Below are 24,917 nucleotides of genomic sequence, written 5' to 3' on the forward strand. Positions count from 1 at the left end.
CTATTAAGAATTATAAGTCTCTTCTAATTTATCATTTACCCAATCCAATAACGCAACTTGCTCATTATCGATCTGTTGTTGAATATAAGCGGGTAAACGGAAATTGATGATATCATCAAAACCCCACTCACCATAATGAATAGTTACTCTCATGTCAAGATACTGTCCGTAATTATTTTCTTCTTTTGTATCGAGGATTTCTACCGTCGCAAGACCGATATTTAGCCATTGTCTTGCAATTTTAGTTTTCATGCGACGAAATTCAGAAACAGCAATCATTCTTTTTTCCGGATAAATAATGGTTTGGCGCAAGACTTTTTGCAGTAACATCCACTCATAGTCACTAAAAAGATTTTTGATTTTTTGCATTTCTTCAGGAGATAAATTACCTCGACTTTTTTTCCAATTTTGCCATCTATAGGGTGAAACACCTAAGCGGTCTTCATAAAACGCTTCTTCAGAGCCATAATTTTCAATAATTGTACTAATGATCAAATCAATATATATATCATTCATTGTAAATTCCTCCTATTCATATTTTACTGAAAATATCACATAAATAAAAACTTTTTATTCTAACATTTAGTCAATTTTATCATCTATCTGTTATACTAGGTAATAACATGAAAAAATGTCAATAAGGAGAGATAATATGCAAAATTATCAATGGGGAATCATAGGAACAGGAGATATCGCCCATCAATTTGCTAAAAACTTTAAAAGTACAGAAAGTAGTATCACAGGTGTTGCTGCTAGAGACTTTGAAAAAACAAAAGCTTTTGCAAAAGAGTATTCAATCTCTAGTGTTTACGAAACAGTTGAAGAAATGTTAGATAATCCAGACATTAATATGGTATATGTCGCAGTGCCAAATAACATCCATCACTACTATATCACAAAAGCTTTACAAAAAGGAAAGCATGTTTTATGTGAAAAAGCAATTACAATGACTAGTGCTGAATTACAAGAAGAAACAGAATTGGCAAACGAAAATAAGCTCGTCCTACAAGAAGCAATGACAATTTTTAATATGCCATTATACCAAAAATTAAAAGAAATCGCCGACTCAGGTGAACTAGGAAAATTAAAAATGATCCAAGCACCTTTTGGCAGTTACAAAGAGCCAGATCCTAACAATCGTTTCTTTAATCCGGATCTAGCTGGTGGTGCTTTATTAGATATAGGTACCTATGCCGTTTCTTTTGCACGTTTTTTCCTAAGCTCAGCTCCGAGTGTATCGTATAGCGAAATGATTCCTTTTGAAACGGGCGTTGATGAAGAATCCATGACAATTTTGAAAAATGACCATAACGAAATGGCTTCTGTAAATCTGTCTTTCCAAGCAAAAATGCCTAAAAAGGGAATTATTGCTTATGAAAAAGGATATATTACGATTGACGAGTATCCTAGAGCTGAACAAGCTGAAATTACCTATCGCACGGGGGAAACGCAAACCGTTGAAGCTGGAAACGCAAAAGATGCCTTAAATTATGAAGTACAAAATATGATAGACACTATTAAGGGAAATGAGAATACAACACTTCCACTGACAACTGACGTTATTCAAGTCTTAGATGAAATGCGTAGTTTTTGGGAAGCTCAATAAACCAAAGCTCCAGGAATTTCCCTGGGGTTTCTCGTATTTTCTTTTTGCTATTTATCCATTGTCTAGCACTGGAAAAAACACCTAAAATTGAGTAAAATATGTTTATAGGGAGGAGCACCAATACTATGCATATCGGTATCGGTCGGTTTAGGCTTGGAATGAGGACATTCAAAACTGCTTTATCTGTGGTAGTGTGTGTTTTGCTTTTTCATGTTCTTGGTCGGGATAATCCGTTGATCGCAACAATCGCAGCTGTTGTTTCTTTGCGGCAAGATATGACATCGACTGTTAGTATAGGAAAAGAACGTATTTTAGGTAATACAGTGGGCAGTGTTGCTGCTATGATTTATCTTGTGGTACAACACTTTTTCCCACACACATTGTTTTTACAGCTAGTCTTGTTACCTATATTAGTCGCTATAGTGGTTATTTTTCAAGATGGAATTGACAACAATTCTGGCATCATTACCGGTATTGCTACTTTTATCTTGATTACCTTAAGTACACCTCAAGCAGAATCAGTTATTGTAGCGCTCGATCGGATTGTTGATACCTTTATTGGCGTTGGCGTTGCTATCTTTTTAAATATTGTTATAAAGCCACCAGAAACAGAAGAACAAAGAGAAATAGAAAACGACTTAACAAAGTTAAAAGAACAAGAACAAGCGTTGCAAAATGAATTATCGCAAATACATGACAGAATAAAGGATGAGGAAAAAAAAGACAAGTGAAGCAAAAACTCACTTGTCTTTTTTATTGAATTTAAGCATGATATCTTTCTTGTCCATCCAAATAAGTAGCACTCAAGGTCATATCTGGATTTAAAACAATAAAGTCCGCAGCTCTACCTTTTTTAATTCTTCCACAGCTATCATCAATATTTGAGCTAATTGCTGGAACCAAGCTTCCCATTGTAATTGCCTGCTCTGGTGTGGCAATGTTCCAATCTACAACGTTTTTCACACCCTCTTTTAGCTTCAAAATACTTCCAGCTAAGTTTCCTTCTTTCATTCTAGCTGTACCATCTTTAACAACTACTGGAAATTCTCCTAGAATATAATCGCCGTCTGGCATTCCTCCAGCCATCATACAATCTGTAATTAAAGAAACACGATTATAGCCCATTTTTTGAATAAGCAATTCTGCTGCTTTAGGATGAACATGATAGCCATCGCAAATCAGTTCAGCATACACATCGTTTAATGTTAACAAGGCACCTACCATCCCAGGTTCACGATGATTCAAACCACTCATGCCATTATAAGCATGGACAAAAACATCAGCGCCTGCTTCAACCGCAGAAGATGCTTGTTGAAAAGTAGCACTACTGTGGCCCAAAGATACAACCACATCTTCATCACTGACTTGTTTAACGAAATCTTCTACACCATCTCTTTCGGGCGCAAGCGCGATCTTTTTAATAATACCTCCAGAAGCTTCTTGCCATTCATGAAAAGTATCAGTATCCGGATCACTAAAGTAAGCAGGATTTTGTGCGCCTTTGTGTTCTTCCGTAAAAAAAGGACCTTCAAAATAAATCCCTTGAATTTTAGCTCCTTTTTCGCTACCTTTTACCTCTCCTAACATTTTAGCTACATCTTTTAAATGTTTTCTACTTGAAGTTAAGGTTGTTGGTAAAAAGGAAGTCACGCCACAAGAAAGTAGCCCTTCTGAAATTTCATTCATTCCTTGTGCATCATTATCCATCACATCATGATTTTTGAAGCCGTGAATATGTGTATCAACTAAACCAGGTGCGATCCATTTACCACTTTGGTCAATAATATTTACTTTTTCGTCGGGAAGTGTTTTATAGTATTGTCCAAATTTTCCATCTACAATTTCTAAATAACCCTTATCTTCAACATGGGACGCGAAAAAAAACCTATCTGCTGCTAGAAATTCTCTCATTTTAATCTCTCCTCGTTTGCTTCTTTTCCTACAATTAACCTACGCTAATTTTATAGTAAAGTCAAGAATGGTCTACACCGTTTTTTCCCCATGAAATAATCCTTGCATCATAGAAAAAATAATAGTATAGTCTAGCAAGAGGATTTGGCAATGCTTAATTTGTCTGCCCTTAAAACAAGCCTAAAAGTATCATCCAGGTATTTTTACTTGACTCAACTAATTAGATAGGAGCCGATGATATGGTAGAAAATACAACAGTAACATTTGAGTGGGAAAACACCACCTTATCTGGTCAGGTTTCAAAAGAATATGAAAATTCATATTTAGTTGAAATTGACAACCCAACTAAAGAAATCGCTGATAGTTATAATGGCCGAATGGTTGTTAGTAAAAAAGCATGTAAAATCAAAGAAGACAATTAAAGGCAAAAATACTACGCTCACATACATCACTTTGGGTATATGAGCGTAGTATTTTTTATTTTTGCTTATAAGTAGCCAAGAACTCTTTCATTTTCTCTGTCGTTAATTTTAAATCATCTAAATTAGGCAGATAAACAATTCGGAAATGATCAGGCTGTTGCCAATTAAAACCACCGCCATGAACTAATAAAACATGATATTCGTGTAAAAAGTCCAATACAAACTGTTCATCATCCAAGATATTAAAACGCTTGGTATCAATTTTAGGAAAAATATAAAAAGCTGCTTTAGGCTTAACGGCTGAAAGGCCTTCTATACTATTAATCGCATTATAAATATACTCTCGTTGCTCATAAATTCGCCCACCAGGAAGTAGTAGTTCATCAACACTTTGATATCCGCCTAATGCTGTTTGGATAATTTGTTGTGATAAAACATTTGAACATAAACGCATAGACGAAAGCATATTTAAGCCTTCAATATAGTCTTTGATATGAGATTTGTCCCCACTGATTACCATCCAACCTACACGAAAACCAGCTACACGATGAGATTTCGACAAACCACTAAAGGTCACAATCGGACGATCCGGTGCTAAAGTTGCAATGGGAATATGTTTATATTCATCCATGACTAAACGATCATAAATTTCATCAGAAAAGATAATCAGATCAAATTCCCTAGCGATTTGAACAACGCCTTCTAAAACTTCCTTAGGATAAACTGCTCCTGTTGGATTGTTAGGATTGATCAAAACAATCGCTTTTGTTTTACTAGTTACTTTAGAACGAATATCATCTATATCCGGATTCCATTCACTGGCCTCATCACAGATATAATGAACGGGCTTTCCACCTGCTAAAGATACTGAAGCTGTCCACAAAGGATAATCTGGCATAGGTACAAGTACTTCGTCTCCATTATTACAAAGCCCTTGCATTGACATTGTAATCAGTTCACTAACACCGTTACCAGTATAGATGTCATTAATTGAAACTTCAGGAAAATCACGTAATTGACAGTACTGTTCAATCGCTTTTCTTGCTGAAAAAACACCCTTTGAATCAGAATACCCTTCTGATTCTCGTACATTCATAATTAAGTCGCGAACCACTTCATTCGGAGCTTCAAATCCAAAAGTCGCAGGATTACCAGTATTTAATTTTAAAATACTAACCCCTTCTTCTTGCATACGATCCGCTTCTTCTACCACCGGTCCTCTTACATCGTAACTGACACCTTCAAGTTTACCGGATTTTTCAAAATCTCTCATAAGCCTTCCTCTTTCCAGAAATCCTTTGTTTATAACAAAAGATAGAATAAGATTTCAAGACTATATTATAGCAAAAAACTTTTAAAAAACGTAGAAAGAAATCTTAATTTTGAAAAATTTATAATCCACAAATATAAGAAGCCATTATAAAACGAAGTATACTCAAAGCTCATTTCTATTTGTCAGGCGCCGCGCCGTCAATCATTTGTTTTTTTATTAGCTAAACTCTTATCTACCAAGACTCCTCCCTCGAGTTAGCATTTATAAAATAAAATTACTTTCACTTATACTAAAATAATTTAGCCTTGTCACTGTAACTAACTCGGCGATAAGAAGTCTGTTATCGCCTTGTTTTTTATGGTATGATGAAGAAAAAATACGAATAAGGGAATGAATTTCATGAAAGATATTAATCAAATTAAGCGAAAACATTCTCGTTTTCCTGCTTTCTCCGATGAGACAGGTGTTAAACTTCAATCTGAAAAAAATCATCCATCATTTTCAAATGATGAACCTTGGATCCTAACCGAGGATAATGATGCACCGCTAACGAAAACATTGTTGAAACAAAATAAGAAAAAAAGAGGGATCCGCCGTTCCAAAAAAGTTAGCCAAGAAAAAACCGGTCTGACTAAATATGAAGAAAATGAACTAAAAGAACATAAAAAGCATCTACCCGATTATTCTGCTAAGCATAATTCTTCTTTTGGAAGCACGTATACACACGCAACTGCAAAAAATGAAAGTCCGACTGATTCTTTGCAAAGAAAAAATAATCGAAGGTCCTATTTTGCTTCTAAATACGTGCCAGCGACAGAGGCCAACAATAAAAATGAACATAAGAAGTCAGAAAAAGAGCTTTTAAATTCGTTGAAAAAATCTCAAGAGGATTATTTGATGTTTGAGACTGATGATACTAATCTTAAGTCAAAAGATAACAGTGATGTGCGTATTCATAAGTATGATCAAAATGAGTTATCTAATAGAGAACAAACGAAGGCAAAAAATAAAAAGGCGGGTATACTTAATCGTTCACTCAAGGGTATGATTGAGGAAGATACAAATGATCTGAAAGAAAATGGATACTTTCGAGAAGGGTAAATGAATGAAAAAACGCTCATTTTTTATTTATTATTGACAAAAATATACATATTGATATAATAATTTTTGTCGATTGCGGATGTGTTGGAATTGGTAGACAAGCAAGATTAAGGATCTTGTGGGCATATCGCTCGTGTGGGTTCGAGTCCCACCATCCGCATTGTTTGGATAGAAGTAGCTAGACCTATGATGTCTAGCTACTTTTTTATCTATATTTAGTTTTATAGCCCTTTCTCCTATAAATTCTTTATACCAAAGTAGCTAGATTTCTGAATTTTAGAGTTAGTCTGCTAAAGTAGCTTTAGTTTTTTCGAAATCTTGAGCTAGTCTGGCAAAATAGCTTTAGTTTTCTTAAAATTTAGAGCTAGTCTGGCAAAGTAGTTCTAGTTTTCTTAAAATTTAGAGCTAGTCCGACAAAGTAGCTTTAGTTTTTCCGAAATCTTGAGTTAGTCTGGCAAAGTAGCTCTAGTTTTTCCGAAATCTTGAGTTAGTCTGGCAAAGTAGTTCTAGTTTTTCCGAAATCTTGAGTTAGTCTGACAAAGTAGCTCTAGTTTTTCCGAAATCTTGAGTTAGTTTGGCAAAGTAGTTCTAGTTTTTTAAATTCTAGAATCATTTTTTTAAGAAAAGTGGTGATCGACAATAATTCTTGTGGAAACAATATAAAAAAAGCTTTACAAAGGAAAATTCTCTCCCTTTGTAAAGCTTTTGTTTTAGGCAAATATTTTATCAATCTTTTGTACTTCTTCATCTGTCAATTGAACATTTAAGGTTTGTAAATTGCTATCTACTTGTTCTTCGCGTTTAGCACCAGGGATAATAGCATCGATAACATCTACCTGTAAGTAAAACGCCAATACAATATTGGCAACTGAGGTATTTTTTACTTCCGCTATTTCTTTCAGCTGATTTACTTTTTGGACGTTATCTTGGAACTTATCACCTTGAAAGTCTTCTTGGCCACCACGTAAATCTCCTTCAGGAAATGTTTCATTGCCGTTGTACTTACCAGTTAAAAGTCCTGATTGGAATGGGAAGTAAGGAACAAATGAAATGTTATTTTCCCGTAAGTAAGGGAATAGATCATTTTCCGGTTCACGATGCAATAGGTTATAATAACCTTCAAATACATCGACATCTCCGTTCTTATTAGCTTCTTTTAATTGATCCAGCGAAAAGTTAGAAACACCAATTGAACGAATCAAACCTTCATCTTTTAATTCTTTTAAAGCTTGAACTGCTTCATCCTTAGGCGTGTTTTCATCAGGAAAATGAATATAAAATAGATCGATATAATCTGTTTGCAGCCGTTTTAAAGATTTTCTTACACACTCTTTTAAGAATTCAGGTGAGTTATCAATATTTTCTCCGTTTTGTGCTCCTTTAGAAGCAATAACTAATTGGTCTCGATTACCTAACTCTTTAACAACTTCACCTATCAACTCTTCAGAGCGTCCTAGGCCATAAACGTAAGCTGTATCCAAAAAGTCAATGCCAGAATTAATGACATATTTTAGTAATTTTTTATTTTCCTCTTCATCTAAATTAGGATATAAATTGTGACCTCCAATTGCGTTAGCGCCAAAACCAATTGGATTAACATTTAAGCCGGAATTTCCTAGTGCTACTTTTGTTGCCATCTTTACATTCCTCCTCTTATTTATCATATAACCATCTTAAATCACAAACTTTCTTTTATCAAAAATTTAGATTAAATATTTATAGACGAAGGAATGATGAACAAGTTTTACTTTTTTGTTATAGCCCGATATTTTTCAATACTTTTCTTTTTTTGTTCACTCGTAATCAATAAATAACTATTTTCTTTTAAAGTTCGATCAGAAAAACGTTGATGAACTTCTTTAATCATAGCTGTGTCATCGGCAATAAAGGTTAAATTCCCATTTACTGTGGTAGGATAATTGCCGGGATTTATTAAAAGTGCTACATAGTTATCTTCAGAATAGCGTAAAATTCCAAACAATTGTGGACCGTAGAAAAAGCAGACATCTCCTTTTGTTAATAAAGCATTTTTTTTACGAAAACTAATCCATTTTTGACAATCATCGTAAATATCTTGATTAATAGTATTCCAAGGAAAAAATTTCCGATTTTCTGGATCTTTACCACCAGTAAGCCCCGCTTCGTCCCCATAATAAATGCAAGGTACGCCAGGGAAAATAAACATCATAGCAAAAGCTAAATCAAGTTTTTGTAAATGATTTCCTAATTCAGATAAAATTCGTTCTGTATCATGTGTACCTATATTATTTAGGTTATTAAAAAATATATCTGCTGGATAATTTTCATATAGGACCATCAATGACTTGGCAACATCTTCTGGCGTTTTATTTTCATTCAACAAATCAATAACACTATTGCGCAGTGGATAATTCATGACACCTTGTAAATGGTCTCCTAGAATGTACTCTCGTCTATGATGGTATGAAATTTTGTTGGAAGCATCTTCCCAAACTTCTCCTAATAAAACTTTTTCTGGAAAATTTTCTAGATTTTTTCGAATCCCTTTAATAAATTCATCAGAAAGTTCATCTGCCACATCCAAGCGCCAACCATCAACACCTAACTGATTCCACTTCGACAAAACACTGTTAGTATTTCCGTAAATAAATGCTTGAAATCCAGGATCTTCTTTATTTACTTCTGGTAAATCCTTGATCCCCCACCAAGATGCATAATCATCTGGATAATCATAAAAAGTAAACCAAGAGTAATACGGACTATAACGATCGTTGTACGCGCCTTTGTCTTTTCCATAATTTCCGTTAACGTTAAAATAGCGACTATTCTGACCTACATGACTAAAAACACCATCTAAAATTAAACGCATATCGTTTTCATGTAAAGTATTTACCAATGTTTCAAAGTCTTCTTGTGTACCTAAAACTGGATCGATAGCAAAATAATCAGCTGTATCATAACGATGATTACTGCTTGCTTCAAATATAGGATTCAAATAAATGCCATTAACGCCTAATTCTTTCAGGTAAGGGATTTTTTGTAGAATACCTTTAAAATTTCCTCCAAAAAAATCCCAGCGTAAAATTTCGCCATCTGCATCTTTGACATATAACGGATCATCTTCTTCGGTAGCATAAATATAAGAATTTTTTTTGGGGGAGTTAATGATCTGATCAGGATTGCCATTGGCAAATCGATCAGGAAAAATTTGATAAAAGATTCCTTCACGATACCATTCTGGTGCTTTTTCCTCTTCTTTGTAGCAAGTGACCTGATAGTCCCAAACAGCTTCAGAGGAAGAGAACTTTTGCCCTTCCCCTCCCTTTTTTGTAGGTCCATAATATTCTGTCAAAGTTTTACCGTTCTCTTGGGTCTGTACCACAAAATGATAGTAATATAATCCAATCTGTTGGTTAAAGAAATATTCACAGGAAAATTGTGTTTCTTCCTTTTTTTTCATAGTAATTACCTTTTCTTCTTGGAAATCTTTATGAATAACCAAATAAACGGCCATGATTTTTTCAGCTATCACTTCAATGGTAAATGTCGCAACTTCGTTTTCTTTTACTGCACCAAAAGGTTTCTTATGGGTAATTTTCCAAGGATTAAAACGGATGACTGCCATTAGTTGTCCCCTCTTTTTCTGTATGAGCAAAAATTGGTTCAATCTGCCAGATATCTTCTGCATAAGCTTTAACTGTTTCATCTGCCGAAAAACCACCAGCATTTGCAATATTTGCTAAACTCTTTTTCTGCCATAAAACCGAATCTTTATAATCACGATTGATTTTTTCTTGCGCTTGAGCGTAATCTCGAAAATCTCGTAACAAAAAGTACTCGTCATTAAACTTCAATAAAGAATCAAAAATTTCTCGTCCCTCAATTTCAACATTTGGAATAGTGCCATCAACAAATGCGTTTAAAATTCTTTGCAGTTCTTCATCTTCGTCATAAATCTTTTGCGAAGAATAATCTTGCTTTTCATAGTAATCATATACCTCTTTTTCGGTTAAGCCAAAAATGTAGATATTTTTATCGCCAACAGCGTCCTTGATTTCTATATTTGCGCCATCCAGTGTAGCAAGAGTTATAGCGCCATTAAGCATCAATTTCATATTACTAGTTCCCGATGCTTCTTTGGAGGCCAATGAAATTTGTTCACTAACATCAGCTGCTGGAATAATTTTTTCAGCTAAAGAAACATTGTAATTTGATAGAAAGACTACTTTGATTTTATCTTGTATCTCAGGGTCGTTGTTAATCATATTCGCTGTTTCATTGATCGCTTTGATAATTGATTTAGCGTAAGTATAGCTGGGTGCTGCTTTAGCGCCAAAGATAAACACACGAGGTGTAATATCTATCTCTGGATTGTCTTTTATTTCGAAATATATCTTTAAAATATGAAGCAAGTTCATTAACTGACGTTTATAAGCATGAAGTCGTTTAATTTGTACATCAAATATTGCATCAGCTGATACCTCGATGCCCGTTGTCTTCAATATATATGCAGCAAGTTCTTCTTTTTTCTTTCTTTTTGCGTCACGCAGTTTTTCTAAAGCTTTCTTATCGTTTTGATAATTCATTAATCGTTTTAAATCTTGTGGGTTTTTCCGCCAAGAATCACCGATCAATTCATCCATAACAGCTGACAAAGGCTCATTAGCTAGCTGCATCCAGCGACGCTCTGTAATACCATTTGTCTTATTATTAAAACGCTCAGGATAAATATTATAAAAATCACGTAAAACAATTGTCTTCAATAAATCAGAATGCATTTTCGCCACGCCATTGGTACTATGGCTACCGATAATTGCCAAGTGTGCCATATAGACTTGGTCATTTTGTAACAAACGGGTCCTTTGAATCAGATCTTGTGGATGAATGCCTTGCATAGACATAACATAACGACGGTCAATCTCTTCAATAATTTGATAAATTCTTGGCACAACCCGTTTCATCAGATAAATTGGCCATTTTTCTAAAGCTTCTGCCATAATTGTATGGTTGGTGTAGCTTAGCACTTTGACCGTGATATCCCAAGCAAACTCCCAGTTAATTCCATTTTCATCCATCAATATGCGCATTAACTCGGGGACACACATGGCAAGATGTGTGTCATTAATGTGAATAGCAATTTTTTCACTTAATGAATGCCAAGGAAGATTGAGCTTTTTATAATAACGAATGATACTTTGAAGCCCTGCTGATACAAAAAAGTATTCTTGTGCTAAGCGTACTAAACGACCGCTTTCCTGTGAATCATCAGGGTATAAAACAGCAGTCAAATCTTCAATTGTACGCCTTTCATCAAGGCTTTGATATTTAGCTTCTTCTGAAACAGGGATTTCTACACTCCACAAACGCATTGTATTTACAATTCCGTTTTGATAACCGATCATCCCTGTATCATAAGGCACTGCACGTACAGTAGTTTGATTTTCTTCGATAGCTTGTAGTTTGCCATTGGAAAGACGTTTCATATAAACATTACCGAATAAATGTACATCGCAAGCTTTACTTTCACGACGAATCTCCCAAACATTCCCTCTTTTTAACCATTCATCAGGAAGTTCGACTTGATAACCATCGACAAACTGCTGTTTAAACAATCCATAGTCGTAACGAATGCCATTCCCATTTCCAGGCAAACCACAAGAAGCGATCGAATCCATAAAGCATGAAGCAAGCCTTCCTAAACCACCGTTACCTAAAGCCATATCTCTTTCAACATCAGCTAATTCGTCCAGGTCAATATTGATATCAGCTAAGGTGGTTCTTACTTCTTCTAAAATCCCTAAATTTAATAAATTACTTTTTAGTAATTTTCCAGGCAAAAACTCAATCGAAAAATAATAAACTTGTTTTTGCTCTTCTACCAGATAGTTTTTCCACTAGTGGTGCATGAAACATTTTAAATTAGCTCTTTATGTTTCACACTATTTTCATTCATAAAAAAATCCTTTATACTGAGCTTGGATGACTTATCCAAGACCAATACAAAGGAACTTAATATGGATAAGTATAAAACAATTTCAGCTTTTAATAAATGGTTTTCGAACATAAATTTCAAAAAATTACCTTTTTCTATTCGTGAGAAAATTTCTCAAGCCGACAAGTATCATAAAAAATTTGCTTTTGAACACTTTTTGAAGGTGTTTCTCTATGGCATCGATCATGAGTGTGAAAGTTTACGTGAAATGGATACGGCATTTGTTTCCCCTGATCTACAACAGACCATGGCGTTAGATGCCATCAGCCATTCGCAGCTTTCCCGTGAGCTCGCCCAGATGGATGACGAAATTTTGTGGGCGATTTTCGCACAGTTACTGGAAAAAGCACGGTCAAAAACACCGGTGACTAAACGAAATGCGCTCTATCTCGTGGATTCTTCTACCTTTCCGTTAAATACCACTCGATATCCTTGGGCGGACTTTCGCTCAACCAAAGCGGGGATCAAACTGCACTTAAAACTCTGTTTTATGGATAAAGAACACTTGTATCCGGATCAGTTTGAAGTCACGAATGCGGTAGAACATGATGACAATCACTTAGAAGTTTTTGTCAATCAACCGGAAGCGACCTATATCTTTGATCGTGGCTATATTGATTACGAGCGACTGGACGAGATGGAAGCTGACGGCTACTTTTTCGTCACAAGAGTGAAGAAAAACGCCAAAGTTCATGTCCTAGAAACTTATGAACCTTCTCAGAGTAAAAACATTTTGCGTGACCAAATGGTAGTGTTAGGCACTCAGGTTTATTTAACTTCCCCGTTTCGCTTGGTCACGATTCAGGATGAAAAAGGAAAACAATTACGCTTTGTCACCAACCGTTTTGATGTGACCGCCCAAGAAGTGGCCGACATGTACAAAGCGAGATGGCAAATTGAACTATTTTTTAAGCATATCAAGCAACATATGACGATTAAAAAGCTATTTTCATACAGTGAAAAAGGGGTAAGCAATCAAATCATTCTCGCCATGATTGCCAGTCTATTGACGTATTTACTCAAAGTAGAGACAGGAAGTAAGAAATCCCCGTTCCAAATCAAGCGCCTATTAAAACATCTGCTTTTTCAACCTTTTGAAGAATTGTGGGTATTACTCGTTCCTACGTGACGAAATAGCATTTGTCGTCGTTGCAACAGTATTCAGATAAATAATGAAAAATTTTTTTCTGGAAAAGTCATCCCTTGCGTAAGCATTTGATTTTTTTGTCATTTTTTAGAAAAAGTTAAAATCTGAATATTCTGATTATATTAATGCACCACTAGTGAGTTTTAATAATAAAAATATCGGCGCACAGATTTACCTCACTCTGAGTTGTCGCATCTTTAGCAAAAGTCTTCTCACTAATCGTATGCTCATCATCTAATGTAAGTAAAATGTCATCACTATTTGTTTTTTCTAGATCTATTTTTTTATAAACGACTGTCATATCGCAATTTCGTGCTTGATGAATATGCAGAAGTGTTTTTAAATCAATATTACATAAAATTTTACTTCCCATATAAACAGCGTATTCTGATTTTGATTTGCGTAGATAGTCAATTAAAACATCATAATAACTGCTATTATTATCATCTTGACGAACGAAGTTTTGATAAGTATGGATAAAAAAGCGGTTTTGGATACCATCTAAATTCCACTCTTTTCCACCACCTACATGGTCAAAAACCGATTGCGTTTCCCCTTCATTAAATACCATAAAAAGTGATTTTATGTTTGCGTTGGCAATATTTGATAAGTTAAAGTCAATTAAACGATATTTACCATCAAAAGGCAAGGTGGCTAACGGACGATTTTTTATTAAAGGCATTAATTCTTTATATCTATGCAAATTACCTACCAAAGCACACATCTTATTAGTCTTCATCCATGGTCACCCCAATCACTTCATTATAGCCCAGTACTTCTATCTCATCAGTACCATCGATCACAGCATTATCACCGATAATTGCATTTTCGCCGATAATCGCTCGTTTAACGATCACGTTTTTACCGATAGTCGCCCCTGACATAATGACACTGTCAGATACACTAGCGCCATCTTTTATTTGCACATCGTCAGATAAGACACTATGTTTTACATCTCCAGCAACATAACATCCATCTGAAATCAACGAATCTTTAGCTGACCCCATTTCCGTGATAAAGTGAGGCGGGGAAATATGGTTTTTAGAATAAACACGCCATCCTTTATCTCGGATATCTAGTTCCATCTCCGGATCTAAAAATTCCATATTCGCTTCCCATAAAGACTCAATTGTTCCCACATCTTTCCAATAGCCATCAAAACGATAAGCGATCACGTTTTCTCCGCTATCAAGATAAGCAGGGATCACATGTTTACCAAAATCACTCATCGTACTATCTTTGGCAAAACCAGTACGTAAAATACTCCGTAGTCTTCCCCAGTTAAAAATATAGATCCCCATTGAAGCTAAATTACTCTTAGGATTTTCCGGTTTTTCTTCAAATTCGATAATCCGTCCATTTTCATCTGTATTCATAATGCCAAATCTAGAAGCATCTTTAAATGGCACTTCAATAACAGCTACTGAAAGGGACGCCCTTTTTTCTTTATGGTTTTCCAGCATCGCTTCATAGTCCATCTTATAAATATGATCACCTGATAAAATTAAAACATATTGAGGATCTAGTTGATCAATATATTCCATATTTTGATAAATCGCATGCGCTGTTCCTTCAAACCACTTACTTCCTTCTGAACTTGAATAAGGTTGTAAAATTGTCGCTCCTGAATCAATTCCATCCAAGCCCCAACTGGCACCATTTCCAATATGGGCATTTAATTCTAAGGGTTGGTATTGCGTAACAACACCTACATTGTTAATTCCCGAATTAGCGCAATTACTCAATGTAAAATCAATAATCCGATAACGTCCACCAAAGGGAACTGCAGGCTTAGCCATATTTTTGGTTAATTTTCCTAATCGTGTTCTGTCCACCTGCTAATATCATAGCTACTGTCTCTGTTTTCATGATTACGGTGAAAACACCTTTCCTCCTCTCAATAATCCTACTTCTTTTCTTATTTCATTTGAATTTCCTCAGGTTTAATAATAAGTGCACCTAAAGCGGGTAAAACCGTCTGTATCTGCTGATTAAACTGTTTAAATGGCTGATCAATACTTTGACAGCGACTATTATTTTTAGTCCAAGTACCACCAAATTCAATTTTTTCTGTATTCAATACTTCTTGATAACTTCCTGGATAAGGAACACCGATCGCAAAATCTTGTCTTTCTACAGGCGTTAGATTTAGCGCTATAATAAGAAAATCCCTTTTGGTTTTTGATTTACGTATAAAAGTCAATACACTCTCTGCGGTATTATCAGCATCAATTAATTCTACAGTTTCCGCTGTATCCTCTAATTCCCATAGGCTACGCTCATCTTTATACAAGGAATTTAGTTTAGCAGTAAAATGTTGCATTTTATTATTCAGTTCATCTTCCAGATCCACCCATTCCAAACCTTCATTATATTTCCACTCGAGAAACTGACCCCATTCACTTCCCATAAAGAGGATTTTTTTGCCCGGATGTGTCATCATAAAAGTATACATATTTCGTAATTGAGCAAATTGTTTATAACGATCGCCCCACATTTTATGCATTAAACTTTTTTTACCATGAACAACTTCATCATGAGAAAAAGGAAGAATGTAATGTTCATTCATCATATACATGAAAGAAAAGGTCAATAAATGGAAATTATCTTTACGGAAAACAGGATCCATTTCATAAAAACGTAGTACATCATTCATCCAACCCATATTCCATTTATAATCAAAGCCCAATGCGCCACTTTCAATCATACCGGTAATTTGGGTTTCCGAGCTGCTTTCTTCAGCCATCATAACAGTTTGTGGAAAGGCAAGTTTAATGACAGCATTAAGTTTTTGTAGAAAATAGAAGCCTTCAAAATTTCGATTGCCTCCTTCATGATTAGGCTGCCATGGACCTTCGTCATAATCTAAATACAACATGCTAGTAACGGCATCCACACGCATACCATCAAGATGGTAAACATCTAGCCAAAATAATGCACTTGAAATCAAGAAACTCTGTACCTGTGGTTTACCAAGATCAAAACAAATGGTTCCCCAACGAATGTTATGCGCTCGGTTTGGATCTTCATACTCAAAAGTTGGTGTTCCATCATAATAAGGTAATGTATCCTCATTAACACAAAAATGAGCAGGCACCCAATCCACAAATACACCAATATTATTCTTATGACAAGAATCTACAAAATCACGAAACTCAACTGGTGTACCATAATAAGAAGATAATGCAAAAAAACCTGTTAATTGGTAACCCCAAGAGGCGCCAAGAGGGTGTTCCATCAACGGGAGAAATTCAATATGTGTATAGTCCATTTCCTTAACATAAGGAATGAGCTCTTCTTCTAACTCTTTAAAAGTATAAGGCTGCCCACTTTCATCATGCTTCCAAGAGCTAGCATGAACTTCGTAAATATTCATAGGGCGTTTCAATGTTTGTGTCTTTTTTTGACGACCACGCCATAAATTATCATGCCATTTTTTTCAGGAATAGTATAAATGACTGCTGCTGTTCCAGGTCTTTCTTCAAAACGAACCGCAAAAGGGTCAATTTTCATAATTTTACGACCATTTGCTTGTTGAACTAAAAATTTATACAATTGTCCTTCTTCCGCCAAGGAAGTTGCAAGCTCCCATACGCCTGATTTTTCTCTTTTTTCCATGGGCAAAGACTCATCCCAGTCATTAAAATCTCCTACCAAATATACTTGCTGGGCATGAGGCGCCCATACTCGAAAAACGTATCCGTTTTCATTTTTGTGAACACCTAAAAAATGTTGAACATAAAAGTTTTCTCCCGTTAAAAAACGTTGTTCAGCTTCTAAGACTTCTTTACTTGATTCAAGCATATCAACCCTCCTTTAAAAAATAACGAAAAAATACCTACTAAAAACAAGTGCGTTTATTTAGCATAATTTGAACTTTTGTTTCTATGTCTATTAGATCATAATCACAATTTTTTCAAATGAATTTTTTTATTATTCTAAAAAATAACAAAATTAAAAAAGTTTTTTAAATTACGTCGATAAAAATGACATTTACGAAAGCATTTTCAAAATATATGAAATAAAACTTTAGCTTTATCCCCGATTCTTTTTCAATATTTTTATAAATAAATACGATAAAATCAGTAATTTTCATTATATGCAGAAAAATTTTATTTTTAACAAATTTAGCTTCTTTCATTTTTTTCATAAAGTATAAAAGAACCATTCTGAATTTTCTTTAAAACAAATATTTTCTAAAGGGAAAAATAACTGGGAAAATACAATAAAAAAGTTTTTCAGTCAGATTAAATAGCGTGGTATAAAATAATTAAAAAACGTCTTAAAATAAAAGCATTCACTTTATATTTTAAGACGTTTTAATTTAAATTTTATTGAAAGCTTTCTGTTAAAGGAGGTACAACTTGTTTTTTACGAGATACAACACCTTTTAGAAATGCTCTATGGTTATTTAGAGTAACATTAAATGCTTTTTCAATCTTTTCTATAGGATCCCCCACAACAAGTAGTTCTGAATCGCTATCTAAAATATTAGTAACAAGCAAAACGAATAAATCATAGTTGTTTTCTTTATTTGCTTTTTCCATAGCTTGTTCAAGTTCAGTTTGACGCTTGAAAACTTCTTCTAAGTCTACAGTATTTACCTGTGCAATACGTACATTTTTATCGCTCATTGGAAAGCTTTTAGCGTCCATATCCATTAACTCTTCGGCTGATTTGTTTGTAAGATTAGTTCCTGCTTTAAGCATTTCCAAACCATAAGTATCAGTATCCACTTCGGCAATATTTGCTAATTCTTTAGCAGCATCGATATCCTCTTGTGTGCATGTTGGTGATTTAAACAATAAGGTATCAGAGATAATGGCTGACAGCATAATACCAGCAACTGCTTTTGTTGGTGCTAAACCAGCTTCTTTATATAACTTCAAAATAATAGTACTAGTACATCCTACAGGTTCAGCGCGATAGTATAGTGGATCAGCTGTTTGGAAATTGGATATACGATGGTGATCGATCACTGATAAGATTTTAATATCTTCAATATCAGCTACACTTTGTTGAAATTCATTATGATCAACAAGCATTACATCATTTGTTTGATCGCCAGCTTTAGCAATCACTCTAGGTGCTTGAAGATTAAAATAATCCAAAGCAAACTGCGTTTCTTCTCCAACTTTTCCTAAAGCAACAGCTTCAGTATCTTGTCCTTTTTGTTTTTGTAATTCAGAAAAAGCAATAGCCGCCCCAATCGCATCTGTGTCAGGATTTTGGTGACCAAAAACTAAAATCTTTGCCATAACTTTCACTCCAATCTTTCAATTCAATAATAATGATAGCAAAAACTTCTAAAAATTTCCATGATTTTCACAAACAGAAGTAAAACAAGGAAATGTTAATCCATTATTTGTTTGAGTTAGTAAAATATTTTCCACTGATCTTTAAGCTATTCCTTCTTAGTGACTCTTCTAAAATGAGAAAAACACTGAAAAAATGTTTTCAGTGTTTCTTCTTTATCTTGTTTGATATCCAGTGTATTGGTCCACTTGAAGAATTTTTTTCGCATTTTCCACCCGGTCTTGTCCTGGAGGTTCGATTCCTTCTAGTGGATATTTTAGATTTAATTCATCCCATTTATAGCGACCCATCGTATGATAAGGTAAAATTTCAACTTTATCCACATTATTTAAAGACTGAATGAATTCATTTAAACGATCCAAAAACTCATCATAGTCACTACGAAATGGCACTAACACATGACGAACCCAAACAGGTTTACCAATTTCTGATAGATATTGAGCCATCTCCAAAATATTTTCGTTCCCATGTTTAGTTAATTTTTTATGTTGAACGGTATCAATATGTTTGATATCAAACAATAATAGATCCGTGTAGTTCATTAATTCCTCAAACTTACTAAAAAAAGGCTCTTTTCTGGTAAAAGGATTCCCACAAGTATCCAGTGTAGTATTTATCCCTTTATCCTTAGCTTTTTTAAATAAGTCAATTAAGAAATCTATTTGTAATAAAGGTTCACCACCACTTACAGTAATTCCCCCTTTTTCACCCCAGTAAGCACGATAATTTAACGCTTCATCAAGCACATCGTCGGCAGTACGCATTTGTGCTTTTTTGGAATTAATATTCCAAGTATCAGGGTTATGGCAAAATTGGCAGCGCATACGACAACCTTGCGCAAAGATAACAAAACGAACGCCCGGTCCGTCTACTGTACCAAAATTTTCTGTAGAATGGATTCGACCCATAATTGGATCTGTCATAAAAATCCCTCTTTCATTAGAAAAGCAAAACAACAACTAGTTAAGTGTTTATTTGCTGTAATTTATAAAATCGGTGGTTATTTAAGCATGGCTAGCTTTTTAACCATTATTTAAAAAGAGGGCAACAAGAGCCTTGTCACCCTCAAAAAGCTTCTTTACATTCTATCGTGAGCTGTTCTTGAAATCACGTCATTTTGTTGTTCGCGTGTTAGATCACGGAATTTAACAGCGTAACCCGAAACACGAATCGTTAGGTTAGGATATTTTTCTGGATGTTCTTGCGCATCAAGCAATAGATCGTTGGAGAATACATTAACATTGATATGATAAGCACCTTTATCAAAGTAACCATCCAAAACATTTGTCAAATTGTTAATGCGAGTATCTTCATCTTTACCCAAACCTGTTGGATTAATTGTTTGCGTATTTGAAATACCATCCATAGCATTTTCATAGTTCAAACGAGCTGTTGAGTTTAATGAAGCTAATAAGCCGTTCTTTTCACCCAAGTATTGGCCATCTTGATAAGATGGGTTTGCACCTGGAGCTAATGGTTTTCCAGCACGACGTCCATCTGGTGTATTACCGGTTGCTTTACCATAAACAACATTGGAAGTAATCGTTAATAACGATGTTGTTGGTGTCGAATCACGATAAGTGTGTTGACGTTTAATTTGAGTAATGAAGTACTCTACAATCCAGTTAGCCATATCGTCAGCTTCTTTATTATCGTTACCATAAGTTGGAAATTCATTTTGCGGTGCGTAGTCTACAGCTAATCCTGTTTCATCACGGATCACTTTTACATTACCGTATTTAATTGCCATAATACTATCAGCTGCATGTGAAATCCCTGCAATACCTGTAGCAAAAGTACGTTTCAAATTGGTATCCATCAAAGCAAGTTGCGCTGCTTCATAAGAATATTTATCGTGCATATAATGGATAACATTCAATGTGTTTACATAAAGCTCAGCTAGCCAATCTAACATGTCTTTATATTTATCCATAAAGTCGTCATAATCAATGGTATCTCCTGTGATTGGACGATATTTAGGACCCACTTGTTTTTTCGTTTTTTCATCGACACCACCATTGATCGCATAAAGTGCTGCTTTACATAAGTTAGCACGCGCACCAAAGAATTGCATATCTTTACCAGTTACCGTTGCCGATACACAACAAGCGATCGAAACGTCATCTGACCCCCAGTTTGCACGTAAAAGATCATCATTTTCAAATTGAATCGAAGAGCTTTCTCTGGCCATTTTTGCCGCAAAAGTTCTAAATCCTTTAGGCAAGTGTGAGGAATATAAAACCGTCATATTTGGTTCTGGGGCTGGCCCCATATTGGATAAGGTATGCAACAGACGGAAATCATTTTTTGTTACAAGCGAGCGACCATCAATACCCATTCCAGCCAATGATAATGTGGCCCAAATTGGAAAACCGGAAAACAATTCATTATATTCAGGTGTGCGAGCAAATTTTACCATACGAAGTTTCAATACTAATTGATCGATTAATTCTTGTGCTTGAGCTTCTGTAATTACACCTTCATCCAAATCACGTTGGATATAGATGTCTAAGAATGCCGAAACCCGGCCAAAGGACATAGCAGCACCATTTTGTGATTTAATAGCACCTAGATAGCCAAAGTATAACCATTGAATAGCTTCTTGCGCATTAGCTGCCGGGCGTGAAATATCAAAACCATAAGAAGCAGCCATTGTTTTCAAATCATTTAAAGCACGTAATTGTTCAGTAACTTCTTCTCTTAAACGAATAACGTCATCTGTCATGGTACGATAGCCAGTATTTGCTAAGTCATCTTGTTTACGTTCGATTAAATAATCGATCCCATATAAAGCGATACGACGATAATCACCGATGATACGACCACGACCATAAGCATCAGGTAAACCTGTAATGATTTTGTTTGAACGAGCTCGACGCATTTCCGGCGTATAAGCATCAAACACACCTTGGTTATGCGTCTTGCTCCAGTCGGTGAAGATCTTGTTCATGTCTTCGTCTACTTCATAACCATTACTTTTTAAAGCATTATTTGCCATTTTAATGCCACCAAATGGTTGGAAAGCTTGCTTTAATGGTTTATCAGTTTGTAGTCCAACGATTTTTTCTTCATCTTTAATTAAATAACCTGGTCCATGAGAAGTAACTGTCGATGGAATATCATTATCCATATCATAAACACCATTGTGATCATGTTCTACATCAAACAATTCTTGCAACTTCGACCATAATTTGTCAGTACTTTCAGCGATAGGTTCTAAAAATTCATCATTTCCACGATATTCAGTATAATTTTCTTGGATAAAATCACGAGTGTTTACTTCGTGGCGCCAAGTTTCTCCTTTGAAACCCTGCCAAGCAGCCGCATTTACTTTTTCAATATCTTTTGTTACAGATGCCATATATTGCTCCTCCTTAATTTCTGTTCCAAAATGTAACAGCTTTACTGTGAACAGTATAACACATAGTGAGTTTTTTGCAAGCCGTTACAAGCAATTATATTAACAAAAAATCACATAAAATGAATTATATGCATAAAATAAACTATAATATCAACAATTTTACTTGTGACAAATAAATCAAATTAAATTTTTAATAATTGTAAAATAGTGAACAAACTCAGCAATTTTTTCTCTCTGTACTGCTACAGATACAGAAAATTATAATAGGTAATGTAACAGTTTTGACAAAAAAGGGATAAATCTAAAAATTTAGATTTATCCCTTTCATTACTGCTTTATTCAGATTGATATTCAAACGTTTCTTTTACTTCTAATACCTTGCCGCCTTGTTTCTCATCTATTGCAAAAGAACCATTTGAAGTACGATCACTGATTGGATATTGATTACTTTCAATTTCTACTTGTTGTCCTTTTTCATTTGTAAGAAGTAAAGTTTTTTCTTGACCATCGCCCATATAAATAATGCGATGAGGATTTTTCTTAAGCTCTCTTAAAATCATCACGCCACGCTTGGCACGACTTAACTGCGTTAACTCTTGTGCTAGCATACGTTTTATGGCACCTCGTTGGGAGACAATAATCACTGGATTATCTCCGTTACTGTAAACTAGCATACCGCTTGTCACTTCATCATCTGTCTTAAGATTAATCGCTTTGACGCCACTTGCCTTAGAGCCAACAACAGGAACTTCAGTTAATGAATAACGAAGCCCCATTCCCTTATAGCTTGCTAAAAAGACATCCAATTCTTCCTTACTGTCAATCAAGTACACACTAACCAATTCATCGCTATCATCTTTAAATTTCATAGCTGTCGTTGCCCGACTTTTATAGGTACGCCACGGGCTAAATTCATCCATGTGCGTTTGTTTGATCATACCCTTTTGCGTCATGAATACAAAATTTTTACTTGGATCTAATTCGTTAAAACTGTACACAGCCAAAATCACTTCATCCGAGCTAAAATTCAACAAATTTTGTGAAAGATGTTCGCCTGTTTCTTTCCATTTCAAATCTGGCAACTCAAAGACAGGACGATAGATCATATTTCCCTTATTTGTTACTAACAACAAATGGTCTAAAGTGTTTAATTGCTGGCAAAATACCACTTCATCGCTATCTTTCATACCAAGCTCTTCTGGTCTAGACGCATTATAAGAACGTAGACTACTTCTTTTTACATAACCCTCTTGGGTAATAGCTGTCATCACTTCTTCTGAAGGAACGAGAACCTCTGTTTCAATTTTGATCTCTTCAATCTCTTCTTCAATTTGTGTCAAACGAGCATTGCTGAATTGTTTTTTCACTTCACGTAGCTCTTTTTTGATGACCTTCATTAATTCCGTACTATCGCTTAATATTTTTTGTAATTCAGCAATATAAGCTGCTAATTCTTCAGCTTCATTTTCTAGCTCAGTAATATCAGTATTTGTTAAACGGTACAATTGTAAATTAACGATAGCTTCTGCTTGTGCTTGAGTAAATTGATGCTGAATAACTAAATTATTTTTCGCGTCCTTTTTATCCTTACTAGCACGTATGGTCGCAATTACTTGATCAAGTATTGATAAAGCCTTCATCAAGCCATCCACAATATGTTGTCTTTTTTGCGCTTTATTTAACTCAAATTGACTCCGTTTTAAAACAACGTCACGTCGATGATTAACATAACTTTCTAAAATATGTTTTAAGTTAACTTGTTGTGGCCGCATGCTGTCAATGGCTACCATATTGAAACTATAATTCACTTGAAGCTCAGTATTTTTAAATAAGTAATTTAATACACCTTGAGCGTTGACATCTTTTTTTAATTCAATCACCATACGCAAACCTGTCCGATCGGTTTCATCACGTACTTCAGCAATACCCTCGATTTTTTTAGCTAAACGTATCTCATCGATTTTTTTAACCAAAGTGGCTTTATTGACTTCATATGGAATTTCTGTAACCACAATCTGCTGTTTGCCGCCACGCAAATTTTCGATCTCGGTTTTAGAACGTAAAATAACTTTTCCTTTGCCCGTTTCATAAGCTTTTTTGATTTCTTCTTTTCCTTGAAGAATTCCCCCCGTAGGAAAATCGGGACCAGGGATAAATTCCATTAATTTATCCAAAGAAGCATTGGGATGATCGATTAAATATATTGTTCCCTCTATAACTTCTGCTAGATTATGAGTAGGGATTTCAGTAGCGTAACCGGCAGATATTCCAGTAGAACCATTGATTAGCAAGTTTGGAAACTTAGCTGGTAGCACAGTAGGTTCTTCTTCTGTATCATCAAAATTTAACACCATATCTACGGTGTCTTTTTCAATATCACTTAACATTTGTCCACTCAATTTTGATAAACGAGCTTCTGTATAACGCATTGCAGCAGGTGGATCACCATCCATACTCCCATTGTTGCCATGCATTTCAACTAAAACTTCACGTAACTTCCAATCTTGGCTCATCCGAACCATAGCTTCATAAATACTACTATCACCATGAGGATGATAATTTCCCATAACATTTCCAACAGATTTAGCAGATTTCCGGAAGCTCTTATCATAAGTATTCCCATCATTATTCATTGAAAATAAAATACGACGTTGTACAGGTTTTAACCCGTCACGAATGTCAGGTAAAGCCCGTTCTTGAATGATATATTTCGAATAGCGTCCGAAACGATCGCCCATTACTTCTTCTAATGTCAATTCTTGAATCTGACTATTTTGTTCCAAAAATTCACCTTCTATTTATCAAATAA

Annotated in this window: 15 protein-coding genes, 1 tRNA gene and 3 pseudogenes; 6 read left to right on the forward strand and 13 right to left on the reverse strand. The window is 35.0% G+C overall.

The annotated features are described in order from the left end of the window. Positions 1-3 precede the first annotated feature (3 nt). Positions 4-516 (reverse strand): hypothetical protein, encoded by a 513-nt coding sequence (locus AC806_RS05875; protein WP_061840489.1) that lies wholly within the window; start codon positions 514-516, stop codon positions 4-6. A 136-nt stretch (positions 517-652) separates the two neighbouring features. Between AC806_RS05875 and AC806_RS05880 the strand changes: the two genes are divergently transcribed. Beyond that, entirely contained in the window at positions 653-1,606 is a 954-nt protein-coding gene (locus AC806_RS05880) for a Gfo/Idh/MocA family protein (protein WP_061840491.1), read from the forward strand. A gap of 131 nt (positions 1,607-1,737) precedes the next feature. Further along, positions 1,738-2,337: an FUSC family protein gene (locus AC806_RS05885; protein ID WP_371862633.1), complete on the forward strand. Its 600-nt coding sequence runs from the start codon at positions 1,738-1,740 to the stop codon at positions 2,335-2,337. Positions 2,338-2,368: 31 nt separating this feature from the next. Here the strand turns inward: AC806_RS05885 and nagA are convergent, their stop codons facing one another. Beyond that, positions 2,369-3,517 (reverse strand): N-acetylglucosamine-6-phosphate deacetylase, encoded by a 1,149-nt coding sequence (nagA, locus tag AC806_RS05890; RefSeq protein WP_014124921.1) that lies wholly within the window; start codon positions 3,515-3,517, stop codon positions 2,369-2,371. A gap of 239 nt (positions 3,518-3,756) precedes the next feature. Between nagA and AC806_RS05895 the strand changes: the two genes are divergently transcribed. Beyond that, on the forward strand, positions 3,757-3,939 hold the full coding sequence (locus tag AC806_RS05895; protein WP_014124922.1) for a hypothetical protein: 183 nt from the start codon (positions 3,757-3,759) through the stop codon (positions 3,937-3,939). Positions 3,940-3,994: 55 nt separating this feature from the next. Here the strand turns inward: AC806_RS05895 and AC806_RS05900 are convergent, their stop codons facing one another. Then, positions 3,995-5,212, reverse strand: coding sequence for a pyridoxal phosphate-dependent aminotransferase (locus tag AC806_RS05900; protein WP_014124923.1), 1,218 nt, complete (start codon positions 5,210-5,212; stop codon positions 3,995-3,997). A gap of 399 nt (positions 5,213-5,611) precedes the next feature. On the opposite strand from AC806_RS05900, the gene AC806_RS05905 reads away from it, so the two are divergent. After that, positions 5,612-6,313, forward strand: coding sequence for a hypothetical protein (locus tag AC806_RS05905; protein WP_014124924.1), 702 nt, complete (start codon positions 5,612-5,614; stop codon positions 6,311-6,313). Between the two features lie 75 nt (positions 6,314-6,388). Further along, positions 6,389-6,473 (forward strand) — tRNA-Leu (locus AC806_RS05910). Positions 6,474-7,023: 550 nt separating this feature from the next. Here the strand turns inward: AC806_RS05910 and AC806_RS05920 are convergent. The 3 genes and pseudogenes from AC806_RS05920 to AC806_RS05930 form a co-directional block, all read right to left on the reverse strand. Continuing rightward, positions 7,024-7,950, reverse strand: a complete 927-nt coding sequence (locus tag AC806_RS05920; protein ID WP_014124925.1) for an aldo/keto reductase — start codon at positions 7,948-7,950, stop codon at positions 7,024-7,026. 107 nt (positions 7,951-8,057) lie between these two features. Further along, positions 8,058-9,917, reverse strand: a complete 1,860-nt coding sequence (locus AC806_RS05925) for a glycoside hydrolase family 13 protein (protein ID WP_069028968.1) — start codon at positions 9,915-9,917, stop codon at positions 8,058-8,060. Further along, positions 9,898-12,183 (reverse strand): annotated as a pseudogene (locus AC806_RS05930) (glycogen/starch/alpha-glucan phosphorylase); the annotation flags it as partial. The pseudogene AC806_RS05930 and the gene AC806_RS05925, both read right to left, overlap by 20 nt. A gap of 123 nt (positions 12,184-12,306) precedes the next feature. Here AC806_RS05930 and AC806_RS05935 point away from each other — a divergent pair. Continuing rightward, positions 12,307-13,413, forward strand: a complete 1,107-nt coding sequence (locus AC806_RS05935) for an IS4-like element ISTeha5 family transposase (protein ID WP_069028969.1) — start codon at positions 12,307-12,309, stop codon at positions 13,411-13,413. A gap of 151 nt (positions 13,414-13,564) precedes the next feature. Here AC806_RS05935 and AC806_RS05940 read toward each other — a convergent pair whose 3' ends face one another. The 7 genes and pseudogenes from AC806_RS05940 to parC form a co-directional block, all read right to left on the reverse strand. After that, positions 13,565-14,170: a sugar phosphate nucleotidyltransferase gene (locus AC806_RS05940; protein ID WP_014124928.1), complete on the reverse strand. Its 606-nt coding sequence runs from the start codon at positions 14,168-14,170 to the stop codon at positions 13,565-13,567. Then, positions 14,160-15,300: pseudogene (locus AC806_RS05945) on the reverse strand (glucose-1-phosphate adenylyltransferase). Before AC806_RS05945 ends, AC806_RS05940 begins: the two are co-directional and overlap by 11 nt. A 49-nt stretch (positions 15,301-15,349) precedes the next feature. Beyond that, positions 15,350-17,235, reverse strand: a pseudogene (gene glgB, locus AC806_RS05950) (1,4-alpha-glucan branching protein GlgB). 527 nt (positions 17,236-17,762) lie between these two features. Further along, positions 17,763-18,689 carry a manganese-dependent inorganic pyrophosphatase gene (locus AC806_RS05960; RefSeq protein ID WP_014124932.1) on the reverse strand — a complete coding sequence of 309 codons (927 nt, stop codon included), beginning with the start codon at positions 18,687-18,689 and terminating at the stop codon, positions 17,763-17,765. A 213-nt stretch (positions 18,690-18,902) separates the two neighbouring features. After that, entirely contained in the window at positions 18,903-19,670 is a 768-nt protein-coding gene (gene pflA / locus AC806_RS05965; protein ID WP_014124933.1) for a pyruvate formate-lyase-activating protein, read from the reverse strand. Between the two features lie 155 nt (positions 19,671-19,825). After that, positions 19,826-22,108 carry a formate C-acetyltransferase gene (pflB, locus tag AC806_RS05970; protein ID WP_014124934.1) on the reverse strand — a complete coding sequence of 761 codons (2,283 nt, stop codon included), beginning with the start codon at positions 22,106-22,108 and terminating at the stop codon, positions 19,826-19,828. A gap of 335 nt (positions 22,109-22,443) precedes the next feature. Continuing rightward, a complete protein-coding gene (gene parC / locus AC806_RS05975; protein WP_399265897.1) occupies positions 22,444-24,846 on the reverse strand; it encodes a DNA topoisomerase IV subunit A in 2,403 nt (800 codons plus the stop codon). Positions 24,847-24,917: the final 71 nt, after the last annotated feature.

The sequence above is a fragment of the Tetragenococcus halophilus genome, from assembly GCF_001712815.1.
In the GTDB taxonomy this organism is placed as follows: domain Bacteria; phylum Bacillota; class Bacilli; order Lactobacillales; family Enterococcaceae; genus Tetragenococcus; species Tetragenococcus halophilus.

What these genes read in the sequence shown, in the direction of transcription:
- pflB (WP_014124934.1), bottom strand. Translation starts at nt 22,108, where the DNA reads ATGGCATCTGTAACAAAAGATATTGAAAAAGTAAATGCGGCTGCTTGG.
- AC806_RS05925 (WP_069028968.1), bottom strand. Translation starts at nt 9,917, where the DNA reads ATGGCAGTCATCCGTTTTAATCCTTGGAAAATTACCCATAAGAAACCT.
- AC806_RS05960 (WP_014124932.1), bottom strand. Translation starts at nt 18,689, where the DNA reads ATGGCAAAGATTTTAGTTTTTGGTCACCAAAATCCTGACACAGATGCG.
- AC806_RS05940 (WP_014124928.1), bottom strand. Translation starts at nt 14,170, where the DNA reads ATGAAGACTAATAAGATGTGTGCTTTGGTAGGTAATTTGCATAGATAT.
- AC806_RS05920 (WP_014124925.1), bottom strand. Translation starts at nt 7,950, where the DNA reads ATGGCAACAAAAGTAGCACTAGGAAATTCCGGCTTAAATGTTAATCCA.
- AC806_RS05880 (WP_061840491.1), top strand. Translation starts at nt 653, where the DNA reads ATGCAAAATTATCAATGGGGAATCATAGGAACAGGAGATATCGCCCAT.
- parC (WP_399265897.1), bottom strand. Translation starts at nt 24,846, where the DNA reads ATGGGCGATCGTTTCGGACGCTATTCGAAATATATCATTCAAGAACGG.
- pflA (WP_014124933.1), bottom strand. Translation starts at nt 19,670, where the DNA reads ATGACAGATCCAATTATGGGTCGAATCCATTCTACAGAAAATTTTGGT.
- nagA (WP_014124921.1), bottom strand. Translation starts at nt 3,517, where the DNA reads ATGAGAGAATTTCTAGCAGCAGATAGGTTTTTTTTCGCGTCCCATGTT.
- AC806_RS05900 (WP_014124923.1), bottom strand. Translation starts at nt 5,212, where the DNA reads ATGAGAGATTTTGAAAAATCCGGTAAACTTGAAGGTGTCAGTTACGAT.
- AC806_RS05935 (WP_069028969.1), top strand. Translation starts at nt 12,307, where the DNA reads ATGGATAAGTATAAAACAATTTCAGCTTTTAATAAATGGTTTTCGAAC.
- AC806_RS05905 (WP_014124924.1), top strand. Translation starts at nt 5,612, where the DNA reads ATGAAAGATATTAATCAAATTAAGCGAAAACATTCTCGTTTTCCTGCT.
- AC806_RS05875 (WP_061840489.1), bottom strand. Translation starts at nt 516, where the DNA reads ATGAATGATATATATATTGATTTGATCATTAGTACAATTATTGAAAAT.
- AC806_RS05895 (WP_014124922.1), top strand. Translation starts at nt 3,757, where the DNA reads ATGGTAGAAAATACAACAGTAACATTTGAGTGGGAAAACACCACCTTA.